This window comes from Streptomyces sp. Y309 (genome assembly GCF_056712025.1).
Map to the genome: position 1 here is coordinate 4432524 of NZ_CM160048.1, position 23656 is coordinate 4456179.

20 protein-coding genes, 1 tRNA gene and 1 pseudogene are annotated in these 23656 nt (G+C 71.3%); 14 read left to right on the forward strand and 8 right to left on the reverse strand.

The annotated features are described in order from the left end of the window. Nucleotides 1-13: 13 nt before the first annotated feature. From AC0KTA_RS17665 to AC0KTA_RS17675, 3 genes are all read left to right on the forward strand, one after another. Nucleotides 14-1453: an FG-GAP-like repeat-containing protein gene (locus AC0KTA_RS17665; protein WP_481056075.1), complete on the forward strand. Its 1440-nt coding sequence runs from the start codon at nucleotides 14-16 to the stop codon at nucleotides 1451-1453. A gap of 247 nt (nucleotides 1454-1700) precedes the next feature. Beyond that, nucleotides 1701-3194: an FG-GAP-like repeat-containing protein gene (locus AC0KTA_RS17670; RefSeq protein WP_481056076.1), complete on the forward strand. Its 1494-nt coding sequence runs from the start codon at nucleotides 1701-1703 to the stop codon at nucleotides 3192-3194. Between the two features lie 128 nt (nucleotides 3195-3322). Beyond that, complete coding sequence (locus tag AC0KTA_RS17675; RefSeq protein WP_481056077.1) at nucleotides 3323-4423, forward strand: Yip1 family protein; 1101 nt, start codon at nucleotides 3323-3325, stop codon at nucleotides 4421-4423. A gap of 97 nt (nucleotides 4424-4520) precedes the next feature. Here AC0KTA_RS17675 and AC0KTA_RS17680 read toward each other — a convergent pair whose 3' ends face one another. Both AC0KTA_RS17680 and dcd read right to left on the reverse strand, forming a co-directional pair. Then, nucleotides 4521-5018, reverse strand: coding sequence for a phosphoribosyltransferase (locus tag AC0KTA_RS17680; protein ID WP_481056078.1), 498 nt, complete (start codon nucleotides 5016-5018; stop codon nucleotides 4521-4523). A gap of 8 nt (nucleotides 5019-5026) precedes the next feature. Continuing rightward, a complete protein-coding gene (gene dcd, locus AC0KTA_RS17685) occupies nucleotides 5027-5602 on the reverse strand; it encodes a dCTP deaminase (protein ID WP_016640299.1) in 576 nt (191 codons plus the stop codon). 550 nt (nucleotides 5603-6152) lie between these two features. On the opposite strand from dcd, the gene AC0KTA_RS17690 reads away from it, so the two are divergent. Next, nucleotides 6153-6226 (forward strand) — tRNA-Gly (locus AC0KTA_RS17690). Nucleotides 6227-6299: 73 nt separating this feature from the next. Here AC0KTA_RS17690 and AC0KTA_RS17695 read toward each other — a convergent pair. Then, complete coding sequence (locus tag AC0KTA_RS17695) at nucleotides 6300-7817, reverse strand: alpha/beta hydrolase (RefSeq protein WP_481056079.1); 1518 nt, start codon at nucleotides 7815-7817, stop codon at nucleotides 6300-6302. 465 nt (nucleotides 7818-8282) lie between these two features. Here AC0KTA_RS17695 and AC0KTA_RS17700 point away from each other — a divergent pair, with 465 nt between their 5' ends. Then, nucleotides 8283-9746, forward strand: coding sequence for a condensation domain-containing protein (locus tag AC0KTA_RS17700; RefSeq protein WP_481056460.1), 1464 nt, complete (start codon nucleotides 8283-8285; stop codon nucleotides 9744-9746). Nucleotides 9747-9753: 7 nt separating this feature from the next. Here the strand turns inward: AC0KTA_RS17700 and AC0KTA_RS17705 are convergent, their stop codons facing one another. Beyond that, nucleotides 9754-11031: a PucR family transcriptional regulator gene (locus AC0KTA_RS17705; protein WP_481056080.1), complete on the reverse strand. Its 1278-nt coding sequence runs from the start codon at nucleotides 11029-11031 to the stop codon at nucleotides 9754-9756. A gap of 266 nt (nucleotides 11032-11297) precedes the next feature. Between AC0KTA_RS17705 and AC0KTA_RS17710 the strand changes: the two genes are divergently transcribed. The 6 genes and pseudogenes from AC0KTA_RS17710 (at nucleotide 11298) to AC0KTA_RS17735 (ending at nucleotide 16288) form a co-directional block, all read left to right on the forward strand. Then, nucleotides 11298-12197 carry a DUF4394 domain-containing protein gene (locus AC0KTA_RS17710; protein WP_481056081.1) on the forward strand — a complete coding sequence of 300 codons (900 nt, stop codon included), beginning with the start codon at nucleotides 11298-11300 and terminating at the stop codon, nucleotides 12195-12197. A 100-nt stretch (nucleotides 12198-12297) separates the two neighbouring features. Next, nucleotides 12298-12846 (forward strand): tellurite resistance TerB family protein, encoded by a 549-nt coding sequence (locus AC0KTA_RS17715; protein WP_481056082.1) that lies wholly within the window; start codon nucleotides 12298-12300, stop codon nucleotides 12844-12846. A 248-nt stretch (nucleotides 12847-13094) separates the two neighbouring features. After that, entirely contained in the window at nucleotides 13095-13298 is a 204-nt protein-coding gene (locus tag AC0KTA_RS17720; protein WP_030362120.1) for a cold-shock protein, read from the forward strand. Between the two features lie 196 nt (nucleotides 13299-13494). After that, nucleotides 13495-15027 (forward strand): DEAD/DEAH box helicase, encoded by a 1533-nt coding sequence (locus AC0KTA_RS17725; RefSeq protein ID WP_481056083.1) that lies wholly within the window; start codon nucleotides 13495-13497, stop codon nucleotides 15025-15027. Nucleotides 15028-15233: 206 nt separating this feature from the next. After that, nucleotides 15234-15539: pseudogene (locus tag AC0KTA_RS17730) on the forward strand (SCO5918 family protein); the annotation flags it as partial. Nucleotides 15540-15958: 419 nt separating this feature from the next. Next, a complete protein-coding gene (locus AC0KTA_RS17735; protein ID WP_481056084.1) occupies nucleotides 15959-16288 on the forward strand; it encodes a MerR family transcriptional regulator in 330 nt (109 codons plus the stop codon). Between the two features lie 50 nt (nucleotides 16289-16338). Here the strand turns inward: AC0KTA_RS17735 and AC0KTA_RS17740 are convergent, their stop codons facing one another. Then, nucleotides 16339-16935, reverse strand: a complete 597-nt coding sequence (locus AC0KTA_RS17740; RefSeq protein ID WP_481056085.1) for a TetR/AcrR family transcriptional regulator — start codon at nucleotides 16933-16935, stop codon at nucleotides 16339-16341. A 103-nt stretch (nucleotides 16936-17038) separates the two neighbouring features. On the opposite strand from AC0KTA_RS17740, the gene AC0KTA_RS17745 reads away from it, so the two are divergent. The 3 genes from AC0KTA_RS17745 to AC0KTA_RS17755 all read left to right on the forward strand — a co-directional run bounded on the left by AC0KTA_RS17745 (nucleotide 17039) and on the right by AC0KTA_RS17755 (nucleotide 21180). Beyond that, nucleotides 17039-18625 (forward strand): outer membrane protein assembly factor BamB family protein, encoded by a 1587-nt coding sequence (locus AC0KTA_RS17745; RefSeq protein ID WP_481056086.1) that lies wholly within the window; start codon nucleotides 17039-17041, stop codon nucleotides 18623-18625. Nucleotides 18626-18727: 102 nt separating this feature from the next. After that, complete coding sequence (locus AC0KTA_RS17750; RefSeq protein ID WP_481056087.1) at nucleotides 18728-20362, forward strand: outer membrane protein assembly factor BamB family protein; 1635 nt, start codon at nucleotides 18728-18730, stop codon at nucleotides 20360-20362. Nucleotides 20363-20475: 113 nt separating this feature from the next. Further along, on the forward strand, nucleotides 20476-21180 hold the full coding sequence (locus AC0KTA_RS17755; RefSeq protein WP_481056088.1) for a hypothetical protein: 705 nt from the start codon (nucleotides 20476-20478) through the stop codon (nucleotides 21178-21180). Here AC0KTA_RS17755 and AC0KTA_RS17760 read toward each other — a convergent pair. From AC0KTA_RS17760 to AC0KTA_RS17770, 3 genes are all read right to left on the reverse strand, one after another. Continuing rightward, nucleotides 21128-21556 (reverse strand): pyridoxamine 5'-phosphate oxidase family protein, encoded by a 429-nt coding sequence (locus AC0KTA_RS17760; RefSeq protein WP_481056089.1) that lies wholly within the window; start codon nucleotides 21554-21556, stop codon nucleotides 21128-21130. The genes AC0KTA_RS17755 and AC0KTA_RS17760 overlap by 53 nt on opposite strands. A gap of 71 nt (nucleotides 21557-21627) precedes the next feature. After that, nucleotides 21628-22092 carry a TIGR03618 family F420-dependent PPOX class oxidoreductase gene (locus tag AC0KTA_RS17765; RefSeq protein WP_481056090.1) on the reverse strand — a complete coding sequence of 155 codons (465 nt, stop codon included), beginning with the start codon at nucleotides 22090-22092 and terminating at the stop codon, nucleotides 21628-21630. A gap of 38 nt (nucleotides 22093-22130) precedes the next feature. Further along, nucleotides 22131-23633, reverse strand: coding sequence for an MFS transporter (locus AC0KTA_RS17770; protein ID WP_481056091.1), 1503 nt, complete (start codon nucleotides 23631-23633; stop codon nucleotides 22131-22133). Nucleotides 23634-23656: the final 23 nt, after the last annotated feature.

Sequence of the window (23656 nt, forward strand, 5' to 3'; positions counted from 1 at the left end):
TCCGGGAGCCTCTGTGCGCGTTAAGAACCTGGCCGTCTCGGCAACCGCCGTGGCCCTCGCGGCCGCCGGCCTGACGGTGCCGCTGACGGCCACCGCCTCCGCCGCCCCCGCCGCCCCCGCCCTCAAGGACGACTTCAACGGCGACGGCCACGCCGACCTCGCGGTCGGTGTCCCCGGTGCCACCGTCGGCGGCAAGGCCAAAGCGGGCTACGTCAATGTCGTCTGGGGCGGGAAGAACGGCCTCGGCGCGCATGGTTCGGTGACGGTGAGTCAGGCGAGCGCCGGGGTGCCCGGCACGGTGGAGAAGGACGACGCGTTCGGGTCCGCGGTGGCGACCGCGGACATGAACGGCGACGGCATCACCGACATCGTGGTCGGCACCCCCGGCGAGGACACGGACACAGCCCCCGACGCGGGCACGGTGGCCGTCCTCTGGGGCTCGAAGACCGGCATCAAGGGCGGCTTCACCGCCGCCAACGGCACGCACTCCGACAACCGGCTCGGCGCTCTCGTCACCACCGGCGACTACGACGGGGACGGCGACCGGGACCTCGCGCTGAGCTCGGCGTACGAGGAGAGCGCCGGGATGGTGATGCGCCCCGGCCCGTTCACGGCCGGTTCGCCGGCGGACCTGTCGCGCATCGACAGCTGGCAGTTCAGCGGCCCCCGCGCGGTGACGTCCGGGGACTTCGACGCGGACGGCCGCGACGACCTCGCGGTGACGTACGGAGGCATGGAGATCGCGGGCACGGCGGTGTACGGCACGGGGTCCGGGGCGTGGCAGCGGACCTGGCGCGCCGCCGACACCGCGACCTCCCTCGCCACCGGTGACTTCGACGGCGACGGCACCGCCGACCTCGCCCTCGGCCGGGTCCAGCCGAACCCCGAGGCCGAGCCGGGCGACACGTACTGCCAGGACCGCCTGGGCGGCGCGATCGCCACGGTGTACGGCAAGTCCGGCACCACGCTGGGCGGCCCGGTGTCCTGCACGACGCAGAACTCGCCGGAGGTCGGCGGCACCGCCGAGGCCGAGGACGACTTCGGCGCGGCGCTCGCCGTCGGCAACCTCGACCGCGACGGCATCGACGAGCTGGTCGTCGGCGCGGGCGCGGAAGCGGTGGGCTCCGCCAAGAACGCGGGCACGTACTGGGTGCTCGCCGCCACCGGCACCGGCGGCTCCCTCGTCGGCCCCGCCCGCAGCCAGAACTCCGCCGGCGTTCCCGGCACGGCGGAGGCGGGCGACCGCTTCGGCGCGGGGCTTGCCGTGGGCGACTACAACGGCGACACCTACCCCGACACGGCTGTCGGTGCGCCCGGCGAGGACGGTTCCGTGGGCGGCGTCTGGTACGGCGCGACGCCGAAGGACAGCCCGAACCCGCCGCAGGTGTCGGTGACACCGGGGAAGTTGGGCCTCACGGGGGCGCGCGCGTACGGCGCGATCCTGGGCAGCTGACCTGTCCCCACATCTGGGGCTGCGCCCCTTTCCCCCCTCATCGGCGCTCCGCGCCTCGTCCTCAAACGCCGGGCGGGCTGAAAACCTGCCGCACCGGCAAGATCTAGCCCGTCCGGCGTTTGAGGACGAGCGCGAAGCGCGATGAAGCGGGGTCCCAGGGGCGGCAGCCCCTGGTTTCGGAGAAGGGGCGGGACTGGGGCGCACCCCGCGAGGGCCCACCCACACCCCACACAGACTTGGAGCACCCATGCACACCCGCACCCGCACCCTCGCCCTGGCCGCCGCCACGGCGCTCGCCGCAACCGGCCTCACCCTGCCGCTCGCGGCGGCAGCGACCGCCGCCGAGCCGTCGCCCACCCCCGCGAAGGCGGACTTCAACGGCGACGGCTACGAAGACCTCGCCGTCGGCGTGCCCTCCGCCACCGTCGGCGGCAAGGCCGCGGCCGGGTACGTGAACGTCGTCTGGGGCGGCCCCAGAGGCCTGCACGCCAGTGGCAACGTACGCATCACGCAGTCCACCGCGAACGTGCCGGGCACCCCGGAGGCCGGGGACCGGTTCGGCGCGGCCGTCGCCGTCACCGATGTGGACGGCGACGGGCACGCGGACCTGGCGATCGGCGCGCCCGGCGAGGACATCGACGGCCGGGCGGACACCGGCAGCGTCACCGTCGTCTACGGCGCGGACGGCGGCTTCGGCGACGCCAACACCGCCGCGCGCGGCGCGAAGGCCAAGGACCACTACGGGAACGCCCTCGTGGCCGGGGACTTCACGGGCGACACGGACGTGGACCTCGCGATCGGCGGCACCGACAAGGTGGTCGTCAACTACAACCCGCTCGCCGCGGACACCCGGCCGGGCATGGCCGACCGCATGGGCGGCCGCGCCCCCGTCCTGTCCACGGGCGACTTCAACGACGACGGCCTCACCGACCTCGCGGTCGCGTACTACACGAAGCAGCAGCCGTACACCCAGTCCCACGTCATGCTCTACCGCTACGACAAGCAGGAGGGCCGCCTCCTCCTCGACTGGTCCAACAGCAACGGCGCCACCTCCGCGTTCGCCACCGGCGACTTCAACGGCGACGGCCTCGACGACCTCGCCCTCGGCAACTGCCGTGAGATCGCCGACGAGAACATCGACGACCCGTGCGGCCCCGAGGAGCTCACCAAGGGCGGCGGCGTCCACATCCGCTACGGCAACGCCAACGGCTCCTTCGGCTCCCGCAAGCAGACCCTCAACCAGGGCACCCCGGGTGTCCCGGGGACCGCTGAGACGGGCGACGGCTTCGGTGAGGCCGTCGCCGCCGCGGACGTCAACGGCGACGGCCGCGACGACCTGATCGTGGGAGCGCCCGGCGAGGCGATCGGCAGCAAGAAGGGCGCGGGCACCGCCACCGTCCTGCTCGGCGGCGCGAAGGGCATCCTCAGCGCGGACGACGAGCTCGGGGACGGCGTGGCCGACGGGTACTCGTTCCACCAGGACACCTACCAGGTCCCCGGCGCCGCCGAGACCGGCGACCGCTTCGGCGCGGCGCTCGCCACCGGCGACTTCGACAAGGACGGCACCCGCGACCTGGCCGTCTCGGCCCCCGGTGAGAACGCCTCCTCGGGCGGCGTGTGGGCCGCCCCGGGCGCCCTGCCGCCCGGCACCACCACCCTCACTCCCAACTCCCTTTCCCTTCCCGCCTCTTCGGCCCCGTTGACGTACGGATCCGTACTCGGCTCCGTACTCGGGCGCTAGCCACCGCCGCTGACCTGGGGCAACCCCCCTCAGGGTCCCCCCTAGGGGTTGTCACAGGTCAGCCGCAAACCCGCTCTCCTCCACAGGGCGGACGACCGCGCCCCGCCAGACCAGGTACGTTCGATTCCGTGGCTGGATTCAGGATCGGACGCGGCGGCCGGGACAACCGCGCACAGCAAGGACCCCGACAGGGACCGCAGGGAGGGCACCCGGGCCAGGGCGGTCCCGCCGGGTACGGCGGGCAGCAGGGGGCGCACCCCGGACCCCGGCAGGACCCGTACGGGCAGCAGGCCCCCCAGGGCGGCGGTCCGGCGTACGGGTATCCGCCCGCGCAGGGCGGCGGCCGCGCGGCCCCGCAGCCCCCGTACGGCGGGCAGCCGCCCTACGGCGGCCCGGGCCCCGGCCAGTACGGCGGCGGGCGCGGACCCCAAGGCGGCCCCCAGGGCGGGGGGCAGCACCACGGCGGCGCCCAGCAGTGGCCGCAGCCGGCGGGCGGCCAGGGCGAGCCCGAGTACTTCGGCGGCGGACCGGGCGGACCCGGCGGCCAGGGCGGCCCCGGCGGCCCGGCAGGACACGACCCGTACGCCGCCAACAACCCCGGTCACACCCAGGCCTTCTCCCTGGGCGAGGACCCGTACAACAGCGGCGACACCTACCGCGCGGGCCAGGCCCCCGCGGGCCCCATCGGCCCGAAGCTGCACTGGAAGGACCTGCTGCGCGGCATCGTGTTCCGCCCGGCCCCGACCTTCCTCCAGATGCGGGACTACGCGATGTGGGCCCCGGCCGCCCTCGTCACGTTCCTCTACGGCCTGCTCGCCGTCTTCGGCTTCGACGAGGCCCGCGAGGACGTGCTCAACGCCACGCTGTCCACGGCGATCCCCTACGTCCTCACGACCGGCGTCGCGATCACCATCAGCGCGTTCATCCTCGGCATCGTCACGCACTCCCTGGCCCGCCAGTTCGGCGGCGACGGCGCCTGGCAGCCGACGGTCGGCCTCTCCATGCTGATCATGTCCATCACGGACGCCCCGCGCGTGATCGTCGCCCTGTTCCTCGGCGGCGGCGAGACCTTCGTACAGATGCTGGGCTGGGCCACCTGGCTCGCCGCGGGCGCGCTGCTCACGCTGATGGTGAGCAAGTCGCACGACCTGCCGTGGCCGCGGGCGCTTGGCGCGTCGGCGATCCAGCTGCTCGCGATCCTGTCGATCATCAAGCTGGGTACGTTCTGACGGTTCCGTACGTCCCGTACGAGGAAGGGCCCCGGCGAGCAGCACATGCTCACCGGGGCCCTTCCTCATGAACGCACGAGTGGAAGCGGGCGTCGCCTCAGGCGTCGAGAACCTGCCCCTGCCGCCGTACGACGGGCGCCTCGACGCTCCACGGGAAGTTGATCCACTCGTCGGTGCGCTTCCACACGTACTCGCACTTCACGAGCGAGTGGGACTTCTCATAGATGACGGCGGACCGCACCTCGGCGACTGCGTCGAGGCAGAAGTCGTGCACGAGCTTCAGCGTCTTCCCGGTGTCGGCGACATCGTCCGCGATGAGCACCTTCTTGTCGGTGAAGTCGATGGCGTTGGGCACGGGCGCCAGCATGACGGGCATGTCCAGGGTCGTCCCCACGCCCGTGTAGAACTCCACGTTCACGAGGTGGATGTTCTTGCAGTCGAGGGCGTACGCGAGCCCGCCGGCCACGAACACGCCGCCGCGCGCGATGCTCAGCACTATGTCGGGCTCGTACCCGTCGTCGGCGATGGTCTGGGCGAGCTCGCGGATGGCGCCGCCGAACTTCTCGTACGAAAGATTCTCGCGCACGTCACTCATGGGGGATGTCACACCTGGGTCCGATGGAAATTGAGGAAGGAACGGGAGGCGGTGGGCCCGCGCTGGTTCTGGTAGCGCGAGCCGTACCGCTCGGACCCGTAGGGCGACTCGGCGGCCGAGCTCAGCCGGAACATGCAGAGCTGCCCGATCTTCATCCCCGGCCACAGCTTGATGGGCAGCGTCGCGAGGTTGGACAGCTCCAGGGTCACGTGGCCGCTGAATCCCGGGTCGATGAACCCGGCGGTGGAGTGCGTGACGAGCCCGAGCCGGCCGAGGCTGGACTTGCCCTCGAGGCGGCTGGCGAGGTCGTCGGGCAGGGTGATGACCTCGTACGTGGACGCGAGCACGAACTCGCCGGGGTGCAGGATGAACGGCTCGTCGCCCTCGGGCTCGACGAGCCGCGTCAGATCCGCCTGCTCCACCGAAGGATCGATGTGCGGATACCGGTGATTCTCGAACACCCGGAAATACCGGTCGAGCCGCACGTCGATGCTCGACGGCTGCACCATGGATTCGTCGTAGGGATCGATCCGTACCCGCCCGGCGTCGATCTCGGCCCGGATGTCCTTGTCAGAGAGAAGCACGCACCGAGGATACGCAGAGCGCGCGGGCCCGCCCCAATCGGACAGACCCGCGCGCCTCGGGCGCGACGGCCGGGACCGCCGCCGCGTGCTACCGCTTCTGCAACTCCACCGGCACCGCGTGCCGGAGCCGCGCACAGCGGGGACACCGGATGAGCCGGCCGGGTCCGAGCCGGTCGGCCTGCTGCATCGGGAACGAAGCGGTGCTGAACACGTGCCCCTCGGCACAACGGACGACGGTGCGCTCCATCAAGTCCTCGAGTCCCTTCCCCAGAGCCGTTTGCGAGAGCCGCAAGCCGTGGGAGAGCCGTGTCCGGCGCTGCCGGACGGCCCACGGCGAAGGCCCACATTACGGGATGAAAGGGACGCCACTCCAGGCGGCACTCCGCACACCTCGACCCCCTCACCGGGCCCCCACCGTACGCCCCAACTCCCTTCGCCCGCAGTCACGCAGACCCCACGCAGCGCAGCCGGGCGCCGGGGCGGCGGCGCCCGGGGGCTGGGATGGGGTAGAGTGTGCGACGGTACGAAACCGGTTCAACCGGTGTATCGCGCGGGTGTAGTTTAATGGTAGAACATCAGCTTCCCAAGCTGAGAGCGCGAGTTCGATTCTCGTCACCCGCTCCACTGTTTCTTATTGCTGAGGCCCAGGTCATCGATCTGGGCCTTGTTTGTTGTGCCCGGTGGCGGGACCCCCACCTCACCCCGTCGGCTCGACCGCCGGGCAACTCGCGCCGCGAGCCGGGATCTTCGTCGAGATCAAATAGTCGTCTATGACCTTCTGCGCGCAGGGACTGCTGCTGTACGTGCCGTGGCCCCAGCCTCGGTAGGTGTGCAGTACCGCGTTGTCGCCCAGTTGCTTGGCGACGTTGGTGGCCCAGGCGTAGCCGGTCGCCGGGTCGTGGACCGCGTTGGTCAGCAGGATGGGGCGGCTGTTCCGCACCTTCAGGCGATGCTGCGGGTTGTCGGGCTCCGGGGCGCCCAGGCAGGCCGAGAGGGACATCAGGGCGCGGGGGTACCTCATGTCCGGCGCGATTCTGGCGACGCGGCGCAGCGCCCGTGCGTAGTCCCCGTAGTCGCGGACGGGCAGGCTCCAGTCCTGGCAGAAGACCTCGAACGGATTGGCCCCGAGGGCCGGCTCGGGCTTGCTCCGGGGCTCGGGCCTGCCCTGGGACTTCCGCTGAGGCTTGCCCTCGGCGTCTGCGGCCACCCGCCCCGTCCCCGCCTCGCCCTCACTCAGCCCCTGCAGCAACTCCCCCAGCCTCGCCCACTCGGGGTCGTACAGCAGCTTCATGACCTTGACGTTCAGGTCGAACGGGGACAGCGCCTTGCCGTTCTCCCGCAGCTCTCCGTGATCGGCCCGGTCCAGCAGGGCCGCCCAGAGGGCCCGCACGTCCGCACCGTGCAGGGCACAGCTCCTGGTCCGCCCGCACCATGCCACGAACTCGTCGAAGGAGTCCTGCAGCGTGGCCGCCGACGTCGCGAGGAACTCTCTCGTGCCCAGGCTGTGATCCACCACTGACTCCAGGGTCAGGGCGCGCACCCGCTCCGGGTACTCCTCCGCATACTGCTCGCCGAGCAGCGTGCCGTACGAACTGCCGTGGAAGGTGAGGGAGCGCTCGCCGAGTGCTGCCCTGACGGCGTCGAGGTCCTTCACCATGCTGAGGGTGTCGACGTGATCGAAGAGCCCGTTTTCGGTGTTTCTCCTGCAGTCCTCGCGCAGGTCGCGGTTGTACTTCACCGTGGCGTCGAACTCGGCCCGGCTCTTGATGACCGTCGGCGGACGCCTGTCGAGGCGCTCTTGGGTGCAGCGGATCGGATTGCTGATCCCCACGCCGCGCGGGTCGAAGCTGACGATGTCGAACCGGCTGCGGAGCCTGTCGCTGAACCGGCGCATGTTGCCCTTGTCCACGATCCGCTGCACGCCCGAGTCCCCGGGCCCGCCGGGCCCGAACACCATGGAGCCGACGCGTGCACCGGGGTCGGTGGCCTTGCGCCGGGCGAGCCGCAGGTCGAACCGCTCCCCGTCCGGCCTGCTCCAGTCCACCGGCACCGAGAGTGCACCGCATTCCGCCGAGGCGTCCTCCTTGCACGGCTCCCACACAATGCCCGAGCCCGCCCCCTCCGGCCCTGGCACCCGCTCCTCGCCCGCCTCCCCGCCCTCCCGTCCACCGGGCGTCCCGGTCGCGACCTCCGCACCCGCAAAGCCGACCAGCACGGCGAGCGCCGCACCCCAACCAAGGGATGACCGCCCTCTCCAACGGCGGCCGCGCCGCTCACCCGATGCATGACTGTCCACCACAGCGACTACCCCTTCGGCTGGTCCAAGGTCTCGATCTTCGCCCGCCGCAGGCTCCGCTCGATATCCGGCAAGACCCTGAATCACCCCGTAGGGGTCGGACCCCAACTCCCCGGCCATACCCCCCAGTTGGCCTTGGCTCAAGACCAGTGCATGGCGGGGCCAGGGTGCTGACGTGAGGTTGCTGTGGCCGTAGACTCCCCGCTCGCTCCCGCAGCAGTGACGTTCGCTCACGGAGCGGCGGCGTTGCTTCGCGGATCTCCAGTCGTTGGTCTCGTCGTGCGGTGAGCCAAGCCAAAGCCCAAGAGGCGCGTGGGGGCAGGGATCGACAGCGCTGCCGGCGGTGGCCTCCCGTGGGCAGGTGAAGGGAGAACCCCCGTGCGCATGACCGACCTCCAGCGCTGCGAGATCCGCCCAGGGCGTCTCGTGGAATGGACGCTTCACCCCACGACCGTCACGGCCGCGACGGAGCTGCCCGACGACTCCCGACCACCCGCGTACGTACAGGAGTCCCACATCCGTACGGCGCGCACGGTGCGCCAGGACGGACTCTTCGTGCCGACCTGGCTCGGGACGGCGTTCGACCTGCCGGGGCCCGTCGACCTCGACGTGCTCCAGGGCGCGCTGCGCGCCTGGACGCTGCGGCACGAGACGCTGCGCAGCGGCTTCCGGTGGGTCGGCGACGAGATGCGGCGCTTCACCCTCGCCGCCGACGATGTCGCGCTGGACCGCAAGGACGTCGGCGAGTTCGCGGAGGCGACGACGCTGACCCGCTACCTGCAGGATCGGTTCGACGTCGCCGCGGACGCGCTCACCTGGCCCAACTTCCTCTTCACCGCCGTCGTACGGGACGACGGCACGAGCGTCTACATGGCGTTCGACCACAGCAACGTGGACTCGTACTCGATCTATCGGATCACCGATGAGATCCATGAGTTGTACGCGGCCGGTCTCGCCGGGCGCGACGTGGCGGCGGCGCCCGTCGCCAGCTACGTGGACTTCTGCGCGAGCGAACGCACGGACGCCGACCGCATCGACGACACACACGACATCGTCGCCCGCTGGCGGGAGTTCATCAAACGGTGCGACGGAAAGATGCCGAACTTCCCCGTAGACCTCGGCCTCGACCCCGAAGGGCCGCTGCCGGAACAGAAGTTCCTGCACGAGATGCTCGTGGACGACGCCGACGCGGCGGCCTTCGAGGCGTACTGCCGCCCCTACGGCGGCAGCCTCGTCGGCATCGTCGCCGCCGTCGCCCTCGCCACCCGCGAGATCAGCGGCCTCGACGTGTACCGCACGGTCGTGCCCTTCCACACCCGCGTCAAGTCCCGGTGGGCCGACTCCGTGGGCTGGTACGTGGGCGGCGCGCCCATCGAGATCCCCGTGGCCCACGCGCCCGACTTCGACGGTGTGCTGCGCATGGTCCGCGCCGCGCTGCGCGAGGCCCGGCCCCTCTCCCGGATGCCCATCGCCCGCGTACTGGCCCTCCTGGGCGCCGATTTCCGGCCGACGTCCCCCGACCTGTACTCGATCGTCTCGTACGTCGACTCGCGCGCCACCGCCGGTTCCGAGCGCTGGCAGGACCTGAAGGCGTACGGGCTGATCCGGGTGTCGTACGGCGACCAGGTGTGCGCGTGGGTCACCCGGCTCCATGAAGGCCTGCAGTTCGCCTGCCGCTACCCGGACACGGATGTGGCGTACAAGAACATGCAGGTGTGCCTGGAGCTGCTGCGGGACCGGGTCGTGGGGGTGGCTCGGGCGGGGGCGGCACCGGCGGGCGCTGCTCCGGCGGGGCCGGTTCCGGTTCCGGTGCAGGGCCGGGTTCCCGGTCAGCAGGTGGTGCGGTAGGCGGGGCTCAGTCCCACGCTCCCGACAGGCGGCGCGTCACCACCGTGCTGAGGACGCGTACGCCCTTTGTCGACGCGGGGGCGATGCCCGTGAGTTCGCGTACGCGACGCAGGCGGTAGTCCAGGGTGCGCGGGTGGACGTTGAGGGCCGCCGCCGCGGTCGCGCGGTTCATGTCGTGGCGGTAGTACGCGTCGAGCGTGGCGACGAGGTCCGGTCCGGGGGCGAGTCGGCGAGCCACGGAGTGGAGCCAGTCGTCGACCGACGGGGCGTCCGCCACGGCGAGTTCGACGAAGACGTCCGCCAGGGTGTGCGGGCCCGGCCACGCGGGTGCCCGGCGCAGCGGGGCCGCCCTGCTGAGCCGCCGGGCCCGGTCGAGGGCGTCGGCGAGATCGGCCCGCGGCGCGGTGGCCGCCCCGGCGGCGCAGGGGCGGCCGAGGGCAGCGGCGAAGTCCCGTACGAGGTCGGAGGCGACGTCGGGTACGGAGGGTGACCCGGCCGCCTCCCGGCCCAAGGGCGCCGCCGGAGCTACTGGTCCCGCCGGAGCCGGAGCCAGACCCGTCCCAGGCGCCGGGACCAGGGCGATCAGCTCGCCGCCCCCGCGCCCGTCTCCTCCGCCCTCCCCGCACCACACCACCGGCACCTGATACGTCTTGACCAGCGCCTCGACCTCCCCCTCCAGGTCACGCTCCCCGGCGGGGCCGCCGCGATCCGGCACCCGGATCACCGTCACCACGCACCACTCGGGCACCTCCATGCCCACCCCGCGGGCGAGTTCCGCCGCCACGGGGTCCCCGGCGAGCAGCGACCTGGCGAGCAGCGCGACCTGCTCCACGTACGGCAGCCGGCGCCGCAGGCCCGTCGCGAATCCCGCGCAGTACGCGCCGATGCCGCGCTCGCCCTGCGGGGCGAACCAGGCCATCATGCGGAGGAGTTCGTCCGCGCCGCCGCCGCGCTGGGCGTCGGTCGCCTCATTGATCTCGCGCAGCATGAGGGCGGTGTGCAGGCGCAGGACCCGCTGCCGGGATTCCGGGGACATTCCCGTCTCGGCCCGCGACTCGCCCATCGACGCGATGAAACCGAGATCGGCCTCCGTCAACTCGCCGTTGTCCGGGGAGAGTTCGAGCGTGCGGCGGCGCAGCCACACAGCGTACTCCAGCGTCTCGGCGCGGGCCCGGGGGTTCGCGTCCAGGCGCCCGAACTCCGGGATCTCGCGTGCGTACGTCTCCACCTCCCGGCGGGCACTGGCCGACGCCCGTCGGGCCAGCTCCGCGAAGAGGCTGCCCATGGGCGGGAGCATGCCATTCCCGGGGAATTGATCGACAGGCGAAATCCGGACGGGGTTTATCACTTCGCGTGAATGGATGACGGGTTTATCGGTGGTGCTTTTGTCATGGTGCGCAAACTTTCCCGGCCACGGTGTTCTCGTCGTTCGATCCGGTTGTGGGGACCGCGACCGCGTGGCACTAATGCAAGGGCACCCAGCACATGCGAGAGCACCCAGCACATGCAAGGGAACGCAAGAGCCGTAATTCTTCAGGGAGGGAAACTCAGATGAGAGCGGGAATCAGAAAGAGAAGCGCGGCGGCGGTCGCCGTCATGTCCGTGTCCGCGGCGCTCCTGGCGACGGCGCCGGGTACCGGCTCGGCCGCCCCCACACCCACGCCCGCCCGCGCCGACGCCACCCCGCCGGCCCTGCGCGCCTTCGGCATCACCGGCGACGGCAATCTGATGGCGACCTTCACCACCGACCGGCCGACCGTGCTCGACTGGGTGAGGTCCGTCACCGGCCTCTCCGGCGACCAGAAGCTGCTCGGGATCGACTTCCGGCCCCAGGACGGTCTGATGTACGGCCTCGGCGACAAGGGCGGGATCTATACGATCAAGACCCCGCCGGCCACCCCGGACGTGGTCGTGACGAAGGTCTCCCAGCTCGAAGTCGCGCTGTACGGAACGAACTTCGACATCGACTTCAATCCGGCCGCCGACCGGCTCCGCCTGATGAGCGACAACGGGCAGAACCTGCGGCACAACCTCAACGACCACACCACGGTCGAGGACGCCACCCTCACCACCCCGCCCGCCACCGGCCCGACCAGGGGCGTCACCGCGGCCGCCTACACGAACAACGACCTGAACGCGGCCACCGTGACCACGCTGTTCGACGTCAACACCAGTACCGACCAGGTCGTCATCCAGGCACCGGCCAACAACGGCACCCTCTCCCCGACCGGCTCCCTCGGCTTCGACGCGGGCGCCAACGCCGGCCTGGACATCTACAGCAGCCTGGCCAACGGCAAGACGAAGGCCAACACCGCCTTCGCCTCGCTCACCCCGTACGGCGCGAGCAGCCCGTCCCTCTACACCGTCGACCTCCTGACCGGCGAGCCCACCGCTGTCGGCCAGTTCCCGCTGAACATCACGGATCTGGCCGTCAGCCTCACCGGTGGCTGAACCCATGGAACTTCGCGGAGGGGGAAGGCGTTGGCAGGTAGACCCGCCGAGTCTGTGCGGGTGAACCGGAACGACATGGGCAGAAGCCGAGGTGGCACGCATGGCGATGTGGGATCGGATCAAGGACCAGGCCAAGGGTCTCCAGCAGGGGCAGGGGAGCCACGGCTCCGGGGGGCACGGGCGGTCGGGTTCGGGGTCGTCCAAGGGGTCGAAGGCGCAGCTCGTGGGCATGCTCAAGTCCCAGCTCACGTCGCTCAAGACAGAGCTGAAGAGCGGCTCCTACCGGGACGCCAGCATGGCCATGTGTGCCCTGGTCGCGGCCGCCGACGGCAACGTCGACCCGGCCGAGCGGCAGCACGTGGAGTCCCTGATCCTGCAGAACGACGTCCTGCAGAACTTCCCGCCGGAGCAGCTGCGCCAGCGGTTCAACAAGCACGTCGACCAGCTCGCGTTCAACTTCCAGCAGGGCAAGGCCGAGATCATGCAGGAGATCGCCAAGGCGGCCAAGAAGCCGACGGAGGCGAAGGCGGTCGTGCAGACGGGCTTCGTCGTCGCGGGCGCCGACGGGTACGTGGCGCCGGCCGAGGAGCAGGTGCTCCGCGAGGCCTGCGCGGCCCTCGGGGTGTCCCCGCAGGAGTTCGGCCTCTGACCGAGGCCGCGCAGGGACAATATCTGTCGTGAGCGCATGAGAAATTGAGTTCGCGCGCGCTGAAGGTTCCTCGCCCGACAGCCCGACCGCATTCATTTTCCGTGCCCGGCCGATCGTGCCGTGCTACTGTCGATCGAAGTTGCAGTTGTGGTTCCCGAAAAGTCGTTCTCTTCTGACGGGGTAATCATCACGGCGACACGGCGTCCACACAGGGTGGACTCCGAGCACCGCCCCGAAGGAGATTGAAAATGGCTGCTGGTACCGTGAAGTGGTTCAACGCGGAAAAGGGCTTCGGCTTCATCGAGCAGGACGGCGGCGGCCCCGACGTCTTCGCCCACTACTCGAACATTGCCACCCAGGGCTTCCGTGAGCTGCTCGAGGGCCAGAAGGTGACCTTCGACATCGCGCAGGGCCAGAAGGGCCCGACGGCGGAGAACATCGTTCCCGCGTAACGCGACAGCGATTCACTTTTAGCAGCTGGGGCCCGCACCTTGGGGTGCGGGCCCCAGCTCGCTGCATTTTCAGGGTCCTTCGGATCATTCGTCCGGACCCACATCATTTCTGGCTCGTTCTTGCAATTCTCTGCGCTGCGCTGTTCGTCTTCTGCGGGAATTCCTTGGTACGTGCCACGTCAAGGAAGGTTCCCCGTTGAACCGCACACGCACAAATGACCGCTACTCCCGCACCCGCGGGGCCGGGAATCCCGGCTCCGGCAGGGGCGGCCGCCGCTTCGGAGCATCGTCCTCCGGCGGCTCCGGATCCGGCTACGGCTCAGGATCCGGCTATGGCTCCGGTTCCGGCCGTTCCGGCTCCCAGGGCCGTTCGAACGGCTACGGACGCCGGCCCACCGCGCTGCAGGGCGAGTTCGCCCCGCCGAAGACCATCACCCCCGCGCTGCCCGCCGTCGAGACCTTCGCCGAGCTCGCCATGCCCGCGGAGCTGCTCGCCGCGCTCGGCCAGCAGGGCGTGACCGTGCCCTTCCCGATCCAGGCGGCGACCCTCCCGAACACCCTCGCGGGCCGCGACGTGCTCGGCCGCGGCCGCACCGGCTCCGGCAAGACCCTCGCCTTCGGGCTCGCCCTGCTGTCCCGTCTCACGGGCCGCCGGGCCGAGCCGCGACAGCCGCTCGCGCTCGTCCTCGTCCCCACCCGTGAGCTTGCCCAGCAGGTCACCGACGCGCTCACGCCGTACGCCCGGTCCGTGAAGCTGCGCGTCGCCACCGTGGTCGGCGGGATGTCGATCGGCAAGCAGGCCAGCGCGCTGCGCGGCGGGGCGGAAGTCGTCGTGGCGACGCCGGGGCGGCTCAAGGACCTCATCGAGCGCGGCGACTGCAGGCTGAACCAGGTCGACATCACCGTCCTCGACGAGGCCGACCAGATGGCCGACATGGGCTTCATGCCGCAGGTCGTCACGCTGCTCGACCAGGTCAGGTCCGGGGGCCAGCGGATGCTGTTCTCGGCCACCCTGGACCGCAACGTCGACCTGCTGGTCCGGCGCTACCTCACCGACCCGGTGGTGCACTCCGTCGACCCGTCCGCGGGCGCGGTCACCACCATGGAGCACCACGTGCTCCACGTACGCAGCGCGGACAAGCACCGTGCGACCACGGAGATCGCGGCCCGGGACGGGCGGGTGCTCATGTTCCTGGACACCAAGCACGCGGTGGACCTGCTGACCAAGCACCTGCTGAGCAGCGGTGTCCGCGCCGCCGCGCTGCACGGCGGGAAGTCCCAGCCGCAGCGCACGCGGACCCTGGCACAGTTCAAGGAAGGGCACGTGTCGGTGCTCGTCGCCACCAACGTGGCGGCGCGCGGCATTCACGTGGACCAGCTCGACCTGGTCGTGAACGTGGATCCGCCCACCGACCCCAAGGACTATCTGCACCGCGGCGGCCGCACGGCCCGCGCGGGCGAGTCCGGCAGCGTCGTCACCCTGGTGACGCCGGACCAGCGGCGTGCGATGACCCGGCTGATGGCGGACGCGGGTGTCTCCGCGCGGACCACCGAAGTGCGGTCGGGCGAGGCCGAGTTGAACCGGATCACCGGGGCGCAGGCCCCTTCGGGGGTGCCGGTCGTCATCCGCGCGCCGGTCGTGGAGCGGCCCAAGCGCGCGGCGTCCTCGTCGCCGCGGGGGCGGCGTGGGCGCGGAAGCCGGGGGCGGGCCGCCAAGCCGGCGGCCTGACCGTCCGGCCGAGGGCCTGAGGTCCGGCCGGGTCCTGGGTCCGGCCGGGGTCCTGACGTCCGACGGGCGACCCGGAATCCGGCCGAGGGCCTATGGTCTGGGTAAGGGCCCGCACCAGAACCGCCCAGATCCCCGGGCACGCGCCTCCCCCAGCGGCGTCGGCCCAGTGCTCCCTTCAGCACTCCTCCTCGACCCTGTGAGGCACCATGCGCTGCGTCATCGCCCGGTTCCCGTTCGACCTCTCCAAAAGCGAAGTACTGGCCACGATGAAGGACGTCGATCCCGAGCCCGTCTCGGGCGGCGAGTACGTGATCATCGGCCGCCGCAACTACCCCGCCAAGCAGGTGGGCGCGGTCATCACCCGGCAGGACCGCCGCGACTTCACCAGCGGTGAGGTCACCCGGGCCATGACCCGGCTCGGCTTCACCTGCCGCCGCTGGCAGGAGCCGGCGCCCCGGCCCGCCGTCCCGCCGGTCCAGGCCGCGTCGGCGATGCTCGGTGGCCCCGACCTGATGGGGGGCTCCGACCTGATGGGGGGCTCCGACCTGATGGGCGGGTCCGACCTGATGGGCGGGTCCGACCTGATGGGCGGATCCGAGCCTCTCGGCGGCACCGAGACGTTCGGCGGATCCGATGTGCTGGGCGGATCCGAGCCGCTCGGTGGCCACGGCCCGATCGGCGGCTCCCGCCCGCTGGAGGGCTGAGGCGGCGGCGAGAGCCGCACATCTGAACCACGAGGGGCCCTGCCGACGCGCGTCGGCAGGGCCCCTTGTCCGTTCGGGCCCGGGCAGTCCGCGTTCCTTCCGGGCCTCCGAATCCTGTAAACAGAAAGTCGGCACGGCGGCCAGGCCGCCCGATGGTGTTCAATTCCCTCGGGGCCCCGGTGCCGTACGGCAGCGGGGTCCCTCGACGCGTTGCACTACGAGGTGACATGACAGCAGATTCCCCGCTCGGCGATCGTCTGGACGACGACGACTACCCCGCTTACACGATGGGCCGGGCCGCAGAGATGCTCGGCACCACCCCGGGCTTCCTCCGCGCCATCGGCGAGGCACGCCTGATCACGCCCCTCCGCTCGGAGGGCGGACACCGGCGGTACTCCCGCTACCAGCTGCGCATCGCCGCCCGCGCCCGTGAACTCGTGGACAAGGGCACCCCGATCGAGGCGGCCTGCCGCATCGTGATCCTCGAGGACCAGCTCGAGGAGGCGCAGCGGATCAACGAGGAGTACCGGCGGGCGGCGGGCAAGGATTCGGACTGACCGCCCCGGCGGCTACTGACCGCCCCGGCGGCTACTGACCGCTCCGGCGGCTAATCCGGCCGCAGAGACCGCCAGATCCGGTCCGGCAGGACGCGGGCCGCCTCGTCCAGATCGACCTCGTACGCCTTCGACAGCCAGCGCTGGGCCGTTTCCGCGACCGGGCCCATGACGAGGATCTCGATCAAGTGGGCGGGGAGCGGGGCCAGTTCGCCCGCGGCGACGCGGGGGTGCAGCCAGGCCGCGATGGGGGCGAATTTGGCCTCCTTGGCCGCCATGACCTCCCGGGCGTGGGCCGCGAGGTAGCGGGAGTGCACGGAGGCGTGCAGGAAGAGGGCCACGTCGCGGTGGTCGCGGGTGAAGTCCAGGTAGGCCCGGACCAGGGCGCGGATGCCGGTGCGGGCCGTGCGGGAGCGGGTCACCGCGGCCACCACGGGGTCGCAGAGCTGGTCCATGCAGCGGATGTACAGCGCGGCCGCGAGGCCGTCGAAGCTGCCGAAGTGGTGGTACAGGCTGCCGAAGCTGACGCCGCTCGCCGCCGTCACCGCGTTGACCGTGAAGCCCGGCCGGCCCGACTCGGCGTACACCCGCAGGGCCGTGTCGAGGAGCAGGTCGACGGTGGCCTCGCCACGCTGCTGCTTGGGCGCCATGCGGAACAGCGTAGTCCAGAATCCGCCGCCCAGGATCCAGCTCCAGAGACTTTTTCTAGAAAGTATCTCTAAAACTTGCCCGACTTGGTCCAGACTCTTCGTCATGGCCAGTCGCGATCACGAGTCCGAGCGGGTGCCGCCCCCGCAGCCGGTGCACCGCCCGGTGCCCGGCAACCCTTACGCACAGCCCGAGCCCCCGGCGGGCACCACCCGCGGGCGCGCCGCCTTCGGTATCGGTGCCGGTGTCCTCGCCCTGGCACTAGTCGGCGCCGGGGTCTTCGTCTTCACGCGGGATGACGGGGACGACGGCGGTGGTGGTTCCCGTGAGCCCGCCGCGGCGGCGTCGAAGGGCTCGCAGGAGCCGGAGAGTTCCACGGGCGGCGGCGGGCAGGAGTCCACCGGGCCCGGCTCCGGCGACCGCGAGAGCCGTGTCATCGACGTCAACGCCGGGCGCAAACCCGGTGAGGCCAAGGCCTGGCTCGGCGTCGACGACGTGAAGCTGCCCGGCAAGGGCACGATTCTGTACGACCTGTGGCGCGAGGGCGACATCATCGCCCAGGCGACGTACGACGAGGTCACCGCCTTCAAGTCCGCCGATGGCACGAAGGCGTGGGCGGTGAAGCTGCCCGGCCCGGTGTGCGACACGCCCGTGAACGCCTCGTCCGACGGCAAGGTCGTCGTGGTCTATACGACGAGCAAGGCCAAGCAGAACACCAAGTGCGACCAGCTCCAGATGATCGACCTGAAGACCGGCAAGAAGGGCTGGCACAAGAAACTCGTCGAGCACGACCTGTCCGACAGCACCTCCATGACGCACGTCGCGATCACCGGCTCCACCGTCATGGTCGACCAGGACTCCACCGCCCACGCCTACCGAATACGCGACGGCAAGCGGCTGTTCACCACCAAGCGGCAGCGTGAAGGGGCCTGTTTCCTGCGCGGGGTCGCGGGCGGCAGCAAGCTGCTCCAGGTGCAGACCTGCGCCGCCATGACGTCCACCCAGAACGGCCGGCTCCGCAAGCTCGATCCCCGTACCGGCAAGGTCGAGTGGACGTACCGGACCAAGAAGGGGTGGTCCATCGACAAGGTCTACTCCGTGGACCCCGTCGTCGTCTCCCTGCGCAAGCGCAGCGACTACGACAACTGGGCCGTCGCCGCCGTCGACGAGCAGGGCCGCCAGCGCTCGTGGATCGACCTCGGCGGCGGCAAGACCAAGTTCGAGCAGTGCGTGGGGGCCGGTGACTCCGGCGAAGGCGTGCAGAACTGCCCCGGCGGCGTCGTCGACGGCGACACCTTGTACCTCGCGAGCAAGCCCAAGGACATCCTCGGACCCAACAAGATCGTCGCCTTCGACCTGCGCAACGGGCAGGCCAAGTGGTCCGCGTCGTGGAACGGCCGACAGCTGCTTCCGGTGCCCGTGAGCGGCGGAGGGCGGCCCGGCGTGATCGTCTACGCGCGCCCCTCGGACGGGAAGAACGGGCGGACGCTGCGGTTCGGGCCCGGCGGCGGCAAGCCGGACGTGCTGCTCCGGCACACCTCCGCGGCCCGGAAGGTCGAGACGTTCATGTTCGCCGGGCACACGCTGTACGCCGACGGGCGGTTCTTCGTCACCCACTCCCGCATGGACGGCAAGACGTACGGCGCCGAGGGCGACGAAGGGAAGGGGCGGATGCTGTCGTACGGGCGGTGACGCCCCCTTCCCGGGCTTGTCACGCCCACGGCGCTGTCGCCTTCCCGGCCTGTCACGCCCACGGCACCGTCGCCGCCCTTCCCTCCCCTCCATGGAGCCTCGATGACCCACCCGCCCTCTCCGTCGCCCTCACCCGAGCAGCCACCGCAGTCGCACGGCCAGCACGGCCAACAAGGCCAACACGCCCAACCCCCGGGCTCCTTCGGGCCGCCGCCGCCCAACCACCCGGCCGGTTTCGGCCCGCCCGTCGCCCCGCCCCCCGGCGGCTTCGGGCCGCCCCAGCCCCCGCAACCGACCCCCACGCCCGCGACCCCGCCTCCCGGCGGCTCCGGCAGCTCCCGGGGCCGCCTCGCGATCATCACCTCCGCCGTCCTCGCCATCGCCCTGATCGTCGGCGGCGGTGTCTGGTACGCCGCCGGGCGGGGCGACGACGGCGGCAAGGACAAGGCCGCGGGCAAGCCGCGCGACGACGGCGCCGGACCCGCGTACGAGAAGCCGCGGGAGAAGGTGCCCGCCGACCCGAAGGCCTATTTCAAGGGCTCCGCCCCGCAGCCCGACGTCCCCAAGGGCGGCAGCTACAGCACCTGGCAAATCAAGGGGTCCTGGCTCACCGGCAAGATCTACGCCAAGGCCTCCGTCGACCACATCACCGGCATGGACGCCGGCACGGGCAAGGACGTGTGGAAGCTCCCGAAGCCCGGCATGTCCTGCGCGGGCTCCCCGAACATGGGCAAGGGCAACATCGCCGTGGTGGTCGTCCAGGAGACCCGGCAGGACGAGAACGGCGCCCGCATGCCCTGCACCCAGGTCATGGCCTTCGACGTCGACAACGGCAAGAAGCTGTGGACCAAGTCGGTCAGTGTCGGCTACCAGAAGGAGAAGACGGCGTTCAACCAGGCCACGATCAGCGGGGACACGGTCGCCGTCGGCGGCCTGTACGGCGGCGCGGCCTTCGACCTGCGCACCGGCAAGCTCCTGTGGAAGCCGAAGCAGGGGGAGAGGTGCCGGGACATCGGCTACAGCGCCGGCGACGACCGGCTGGTGGCGGTCCGGGGATGCGGAGAAATCGGCGCCGAGCGGTACCAGGTGGAGGTGCTCGACCCGGCCTCCGGCAAGCCGAAGTGGAGCTACAAGCTGCCCGAAGGCGTCAACACCCCGAGCGTCGTCTCCAACAGGCCGGTGGTGCTCGCCCTCGACTCCGGCGAGATCTCCGCGTCCGGCGCGACGGACGTCTTCTCCCTCGACGAGCGCGGGAAGCTGCGTACGAAGATCGCGCTCACCGAAGGCCGGTACATGCACGCCTGCGGCACCCAGTCGATCATCCAGGACTGCCGGGGCATCACGGCCGGCAACGGCAAGCTGTACGTGGCGACCGCGCGGCGCGACGCCAAGAAGTTCATGTCGACGAACGACATCGTGGCGTTCTCCCTGGCCACCGGGAAGACCACCGGCGAGCGGATCGAGGGCGGCGACAACTACCCGGTCTTCCCCATCCGCATGGACGGCGGGAACCTCCTCGTCTACAAGAGCGCGCCGTTCACCCAGGTGGTGTCCGTCGACGGCAGGACGAAGAAGCAGACCGTCCTGCTGGACGCCGGCGCCTCGGCCGGTCTGCTCCCCCTGCGGTCCGAGCTGCTCTACACCGACGGAAAGCTGTATCTCAGCAATGACCTGGTCGCGTACTCCGGCTCCTCGGGCAAGAAGCCGATCATGGTGTACGGCTTCGCGGCGAAGTAAGCGAAGGGGGCGAAGCAGGCGAATCGTCCGGTACCCGTACCCGTGATCTAGCCTTGCCCCGACAGACAACGGGGAAGCCCCGGGGAGACAGCGGGGAAGAGGACGGTCGGCCGATGCTCGGCGTACGGCGCGTGCTGCGCGCGGAGTGGCAGACGGTGGCGCTCGCCGCCTGGCGGGAGCTGCGGGAGCGGCGGCTCGCCGGGGTGGCGCTCGCGGTGGCGGCGAGCCTCGCCATGATCGGCCTGCACGGCCTCCAGGAGATCGCGGCCACGGACCGGTACGTACGCATGGTCAGCGAGGTCCGCGCCGATCAGCCGCTGTGGGTCTCGCTGCTGCGCACGCCCGTGTCCGTGCTGGTGCCGACGCGGGACCAGCCGCCGTGGGGCGGCCTGCCGCGGCTGATCCTGTCCCTCGGCCTCGCCCAGCTGCTGCTCGGCTGGAAGAGGACGCTGCTCGTCGGGTACGCCGCGACGCTGGCCGGCACCCTCGGCGCGCGGGTCATGGTGGCCATCGGGCCCGACCACTTCGCGGGGGTGCCGGCCGCGTACGCCCACGACGTGGACACCGGGGCGTCGGCGGCCGTGCTCGGCCTCTTCACCTACCTGTCGGTGCGGCTGCGGGCGCCCGTCCTGTGCCTGGTGACCGTCGTGCCGACGGTGGTGGGCTCGTTCCTGAAGCCGAACCTCGCCGGGCGCGAGCACCTGGTCGCCTTCGCCGTCGTCGCCGTCCTTGCGGTGGTGCAGGAGTGGCGGCGCGGGCGCGGGCTCAGATCGACCCGAGGTCCGAGGACACCCAGCGCTCCGGACGGAGCCGGATGACCACCTGCTCGCCGTGCTCCTTCCACGCCATGTCGACGTACCCGTCGACCTTCTCAGCCGGGAGGTAGCGGGCGGAGATCTCGTGCAGCTGCTCGCGGGTCGCGGCCTCGGTGGCGACGACGGGGCCCTCCACGGCGACGTACCGAATCGTCGGATCGAGGCGCTCGACCATGAGCGAGAAGCGGCCCGCCGCGGCGATCAGGCGGCCCTTGCGCGAGTCCCGCCCCGTCATGATCCACACATCGCCGCCGGGCTCGTACTGGTACCAGATGGGCACGGTGAGCGGCGCCCGGTCGTCCTGCCCGGAGTCCACGGCGAGCGCCGCGATGTGCGGCTCGGCCAGGAACTGCTCGCGTTCTTCATGGGTGAGAGCCATGTCGGTCTCCTTCGCTTCGCATGAGTACGTCGCATGAGTACGTCGCGTGGGTACGGATGTGCCCCACCGGCTTACACGTCGAGCACCGTGCCGTACAGCCGGGACACCCGGATGCGGATGACCACCCTTTGATCCTCCACCATCTGCTGCAGATACGCCGCCTCGTCGGCCGGGTCGTCGAACCCCGGTGTCATGGCGAGCAGTTCACGCCCGACCGCGTCGCCCGGCACCGTCGACGGCTCCGACACCTCCGCCTCCCCCTCGGCCACGGCGAACGAGAACGGGCCGGGGGCGACGTGCAGCGCGGCGTGCGGATCGCGGGCCAGGATGCGGGGCTTGAGCCGGCCGGCGGTGCTGGAGATCCGCAGGACGCGGGCCGCCCCGTCCCACTGGTGGGCCACGGTCGACAGGTGCGGGTGGCCGGTGGAGCGGACCGCGGCCAGGACGCCGAACCGCTGCTCGCCCAGGATCCGGGTGAGCTCGTCGTCGGTGAGGGGGCGGGGGGCGGGGCCGGTTCCGGGCTTGTTCTCGGTCATGGCGGTGTGCCTTTCGGGGTGGGAAGTCGGTCCGTGGACTACTTGGCGTCGGCCGGCTCGCGCCGCAGTACCGTCACCGCCACCGCGAACGCGGCGATCAGGAGGCCCGCTCCGACGGTGAAGGCCAGGTGGTAGCCGGAGGTCAGGGCCTCGGCCCGGGGGTCGCCCGCCGCCAGGCGGCTCTCCGTGCGGGAGGCGGCGAGCGTCGACAGGACGGCCACGCCGAGGGCGCCGCCGATCTGCTGCGTGGTGTTGAACAGGCCCGAGGCGAGGCCCGCGTCGTCCTCGCGGGCGCCGGACATGGCGAGCGTGGTGAGCGCGGGCAGGGCCAGGCCGAAGCCCGCGGCCAGGAGCATGACCGGGAGCAGGTCGAGCGCGTAGTTCGCGTGCACGGGGACGCGGGCGAGCAGGCCGAGCATGGCCATGAGCAGCAGCAGTCCGGCGAGCAGTACGTTGCGCTCGCCGAAGCGGGCGTTCAGGCGGGCCGAGACGCCGAGCGACACCGCGCCGATGACGACGGCCGCGGGCAGCATCGCGAGGCCGGTGCCCGCGGCGCCGTAGCCGCGCACGTTCTGCAGGTACAGGGCCACCAGGACCTGGAAGGAGAACAGGGCGGCGACCATGAGGAGTTGGACGGCATTCGCGCCGGTCACGCTGCGCGAGCGGAACATGCGCAGGGGCAGCAGCGGGGTGCGAGCCCTGGTCTGGCGGTGGGTGAACGCGCCGAGCAGGGCGAGCGCGAGGGCGCCGAAGCCGAGGGTGTGACCGGAGGTCCAGCCGTGCTCCTCCACCTTGACGACGCTGTAGATGCCCACCATCAGGCCCGCGGTCACCAGGAGCGCGCCGGTGACGTCCGCCCCGGCCTTGCGGCCGAGGCCCCGGTCTGCGGGCAGCGCGGGCACGGCGAGCAGCAGGGCGGCGAGGCCGATCGGCAGGTTGATGAAGAAGATCCAGTGCCAGTTGAGGGCGTCGGTCAGGACGCCGCCGAGCACCTGCCCGAGCGAGGCGCCCGCCGCGCCCGTGAAGCTGAACACCGCGATCGCCCTGGCCCGTTCCTTCGGCTCGGTGAACAGGGTCACGAGGATGCCGAGGCCGACCGCCGAGCTCATCGCGCCGCCGATGCCCTGGAGGAAGCGGGCGGCGACGAGGGTCGCCGGGTCGGCGGCGAAGCCCGCGAGCACGGAGGCCGCCGTGAACACCGCGATGCCCGCGAGGAACATCCGCTTGCGGCCGATGAGGTCGCCCAGGCGGCCCGCGAGCAGAAGCAGGCTGCCGAACGCGATCAGGTAGGCGTTCACCACCCAACTCAAGGAAGCCGGGGTGAAGTTCAGGTCCTCCTGGATGGTGGGCATGGCGACGGTCACGATCGAGCCGTCGAGGATGATCATCAGCATTCCGGTGGCTATGACGCCGAGGGCCAGGCGCTTCTGGCGGGCCGTGGGGGCCGTAGGGGTCGCAGGGGCGGCCGGGGCGGCGAGTTCCGTGCCGGGCGGAGGCGCGGAGTCGGACTCGGTGGCGGAGGCGGAGTCGGTGGCGGACATGGGCTCTCCCGTTGGTGAAGGTG

Excerpts from the sequence above, each read along its gene's own strand:
- AC0KTA_RS17670 (WP_481056076.1), top strand. The coding sequence starts at position 1,701 with ATGCACACCCGCACCCGCACCCTCGCCCTGGCCGCCGCCACGGCGCTC.
- AC0KTA_RS17680 (WP_481056078.1), bottom strand. The coding sequence starts at position 5,018 with ATGAGTGACGTGCGCGAGAATCTTTCGTACGAGAAGTTCGGCGGCGCC.
- AC0KTA_RS17700 (WP_481056460.1), top strand. The coding sequence starts at position 8,283 with ATGACCGACCTCCAGCGCTGCGAGATCCGCCCAGGGCGTCTCGTGGAA.
- AC0KTA_RS17705 (WP_481056080.1), bottom strand. The coding sequence starts at position 11,031 with ATGGGCAGCCTCTTCGCGGAGCTGGCCCGACGGGCGTCGGCCAGTGCC.
- AC0KTA_RS17710 (WP_481056081.1), top strand. The coding sequence starts at position 11,298 with ATGAGAGCGGGAATCAGAAAGAGAAGCGCGGCGGCGGTCGCCGTCATG.
- AC0KTA_RS17715 (WP_481056082.1), top strand. The coding sequence starts at position 12,298 with ATGGCGATGTGGGATCGGATCAAGGACCAGGCCAAGGGTCTCCAGCAG.
- AC0KTA_RS17720 (WP_030362120.1), top strand. The coding sequence starts at position 13,095 with ATGGCTGCTGGTACCGTGAAGTGGTTCAACGCGGAAAAGGGCTTCGGC.
- AC0KTA_RS17735 (WP_481056084.1), top strand. The coding sequence starts at position 15,959 with ATGACAGCAGATTCCCCGCTCGGCGATCGTCTGGACGACGACGACTAC.
- AC0KTA_RS17740 (WP_481056085.1), bottom strand. The coding sequence starts at position 16,935 with ATGGCGCCCAAGCAGCAGCGTGGCGAGGCCACCGTCGACCTGCTCCTC.
- AC0KTA_RS17745 (WP_481056086.1), top strand. The coding sequence starts at position 17,039 with ATGGCCAGTCGCGATCACGAGTCCGAGCGGGTGCCGCCCCCGCAGCCG.
- AC0KTA_RS17750 (WP_481056087.1), top strand. The coding sequence starts at position 18,728 with ATGACCCACCCGCCCTCTCCGTCGCCCTCACCCGAGCAGCCACCGCAG.
- AC0KTA_RS17755 (WP_481056088.1), top strand. The coding sequence starts at position 20,476 with ATGCTCGGCGTACGGCGCGTGCTGCGCGCGGAGTGGCAGACGGTGGCG.
- AC0KTA_RS17760 (WP_481056089.1), bottom strand. The coding sequence starts at position 21,556 with ATGGCTCTCACCCATGAAGAACGCGAGCAGTTCCTGGCCGAGCCGCAC.
- AC0KTA_RS17765 (WP_481056090.1), bottom strand. The coding sequence starts at position 22,092 with ATGACCGAGAACAAGCCCGGAACCGGCCCCGCCCCCCGCCCCCTCACC.
- AC0KTA_RS17770 (WP_481056091.1), bottom strand. The coding sequence starts at position 23,633 with ATGTCCGCCACCGACTCCGCCTCCGCCACCGAGTCCGACTCCGCGCCT.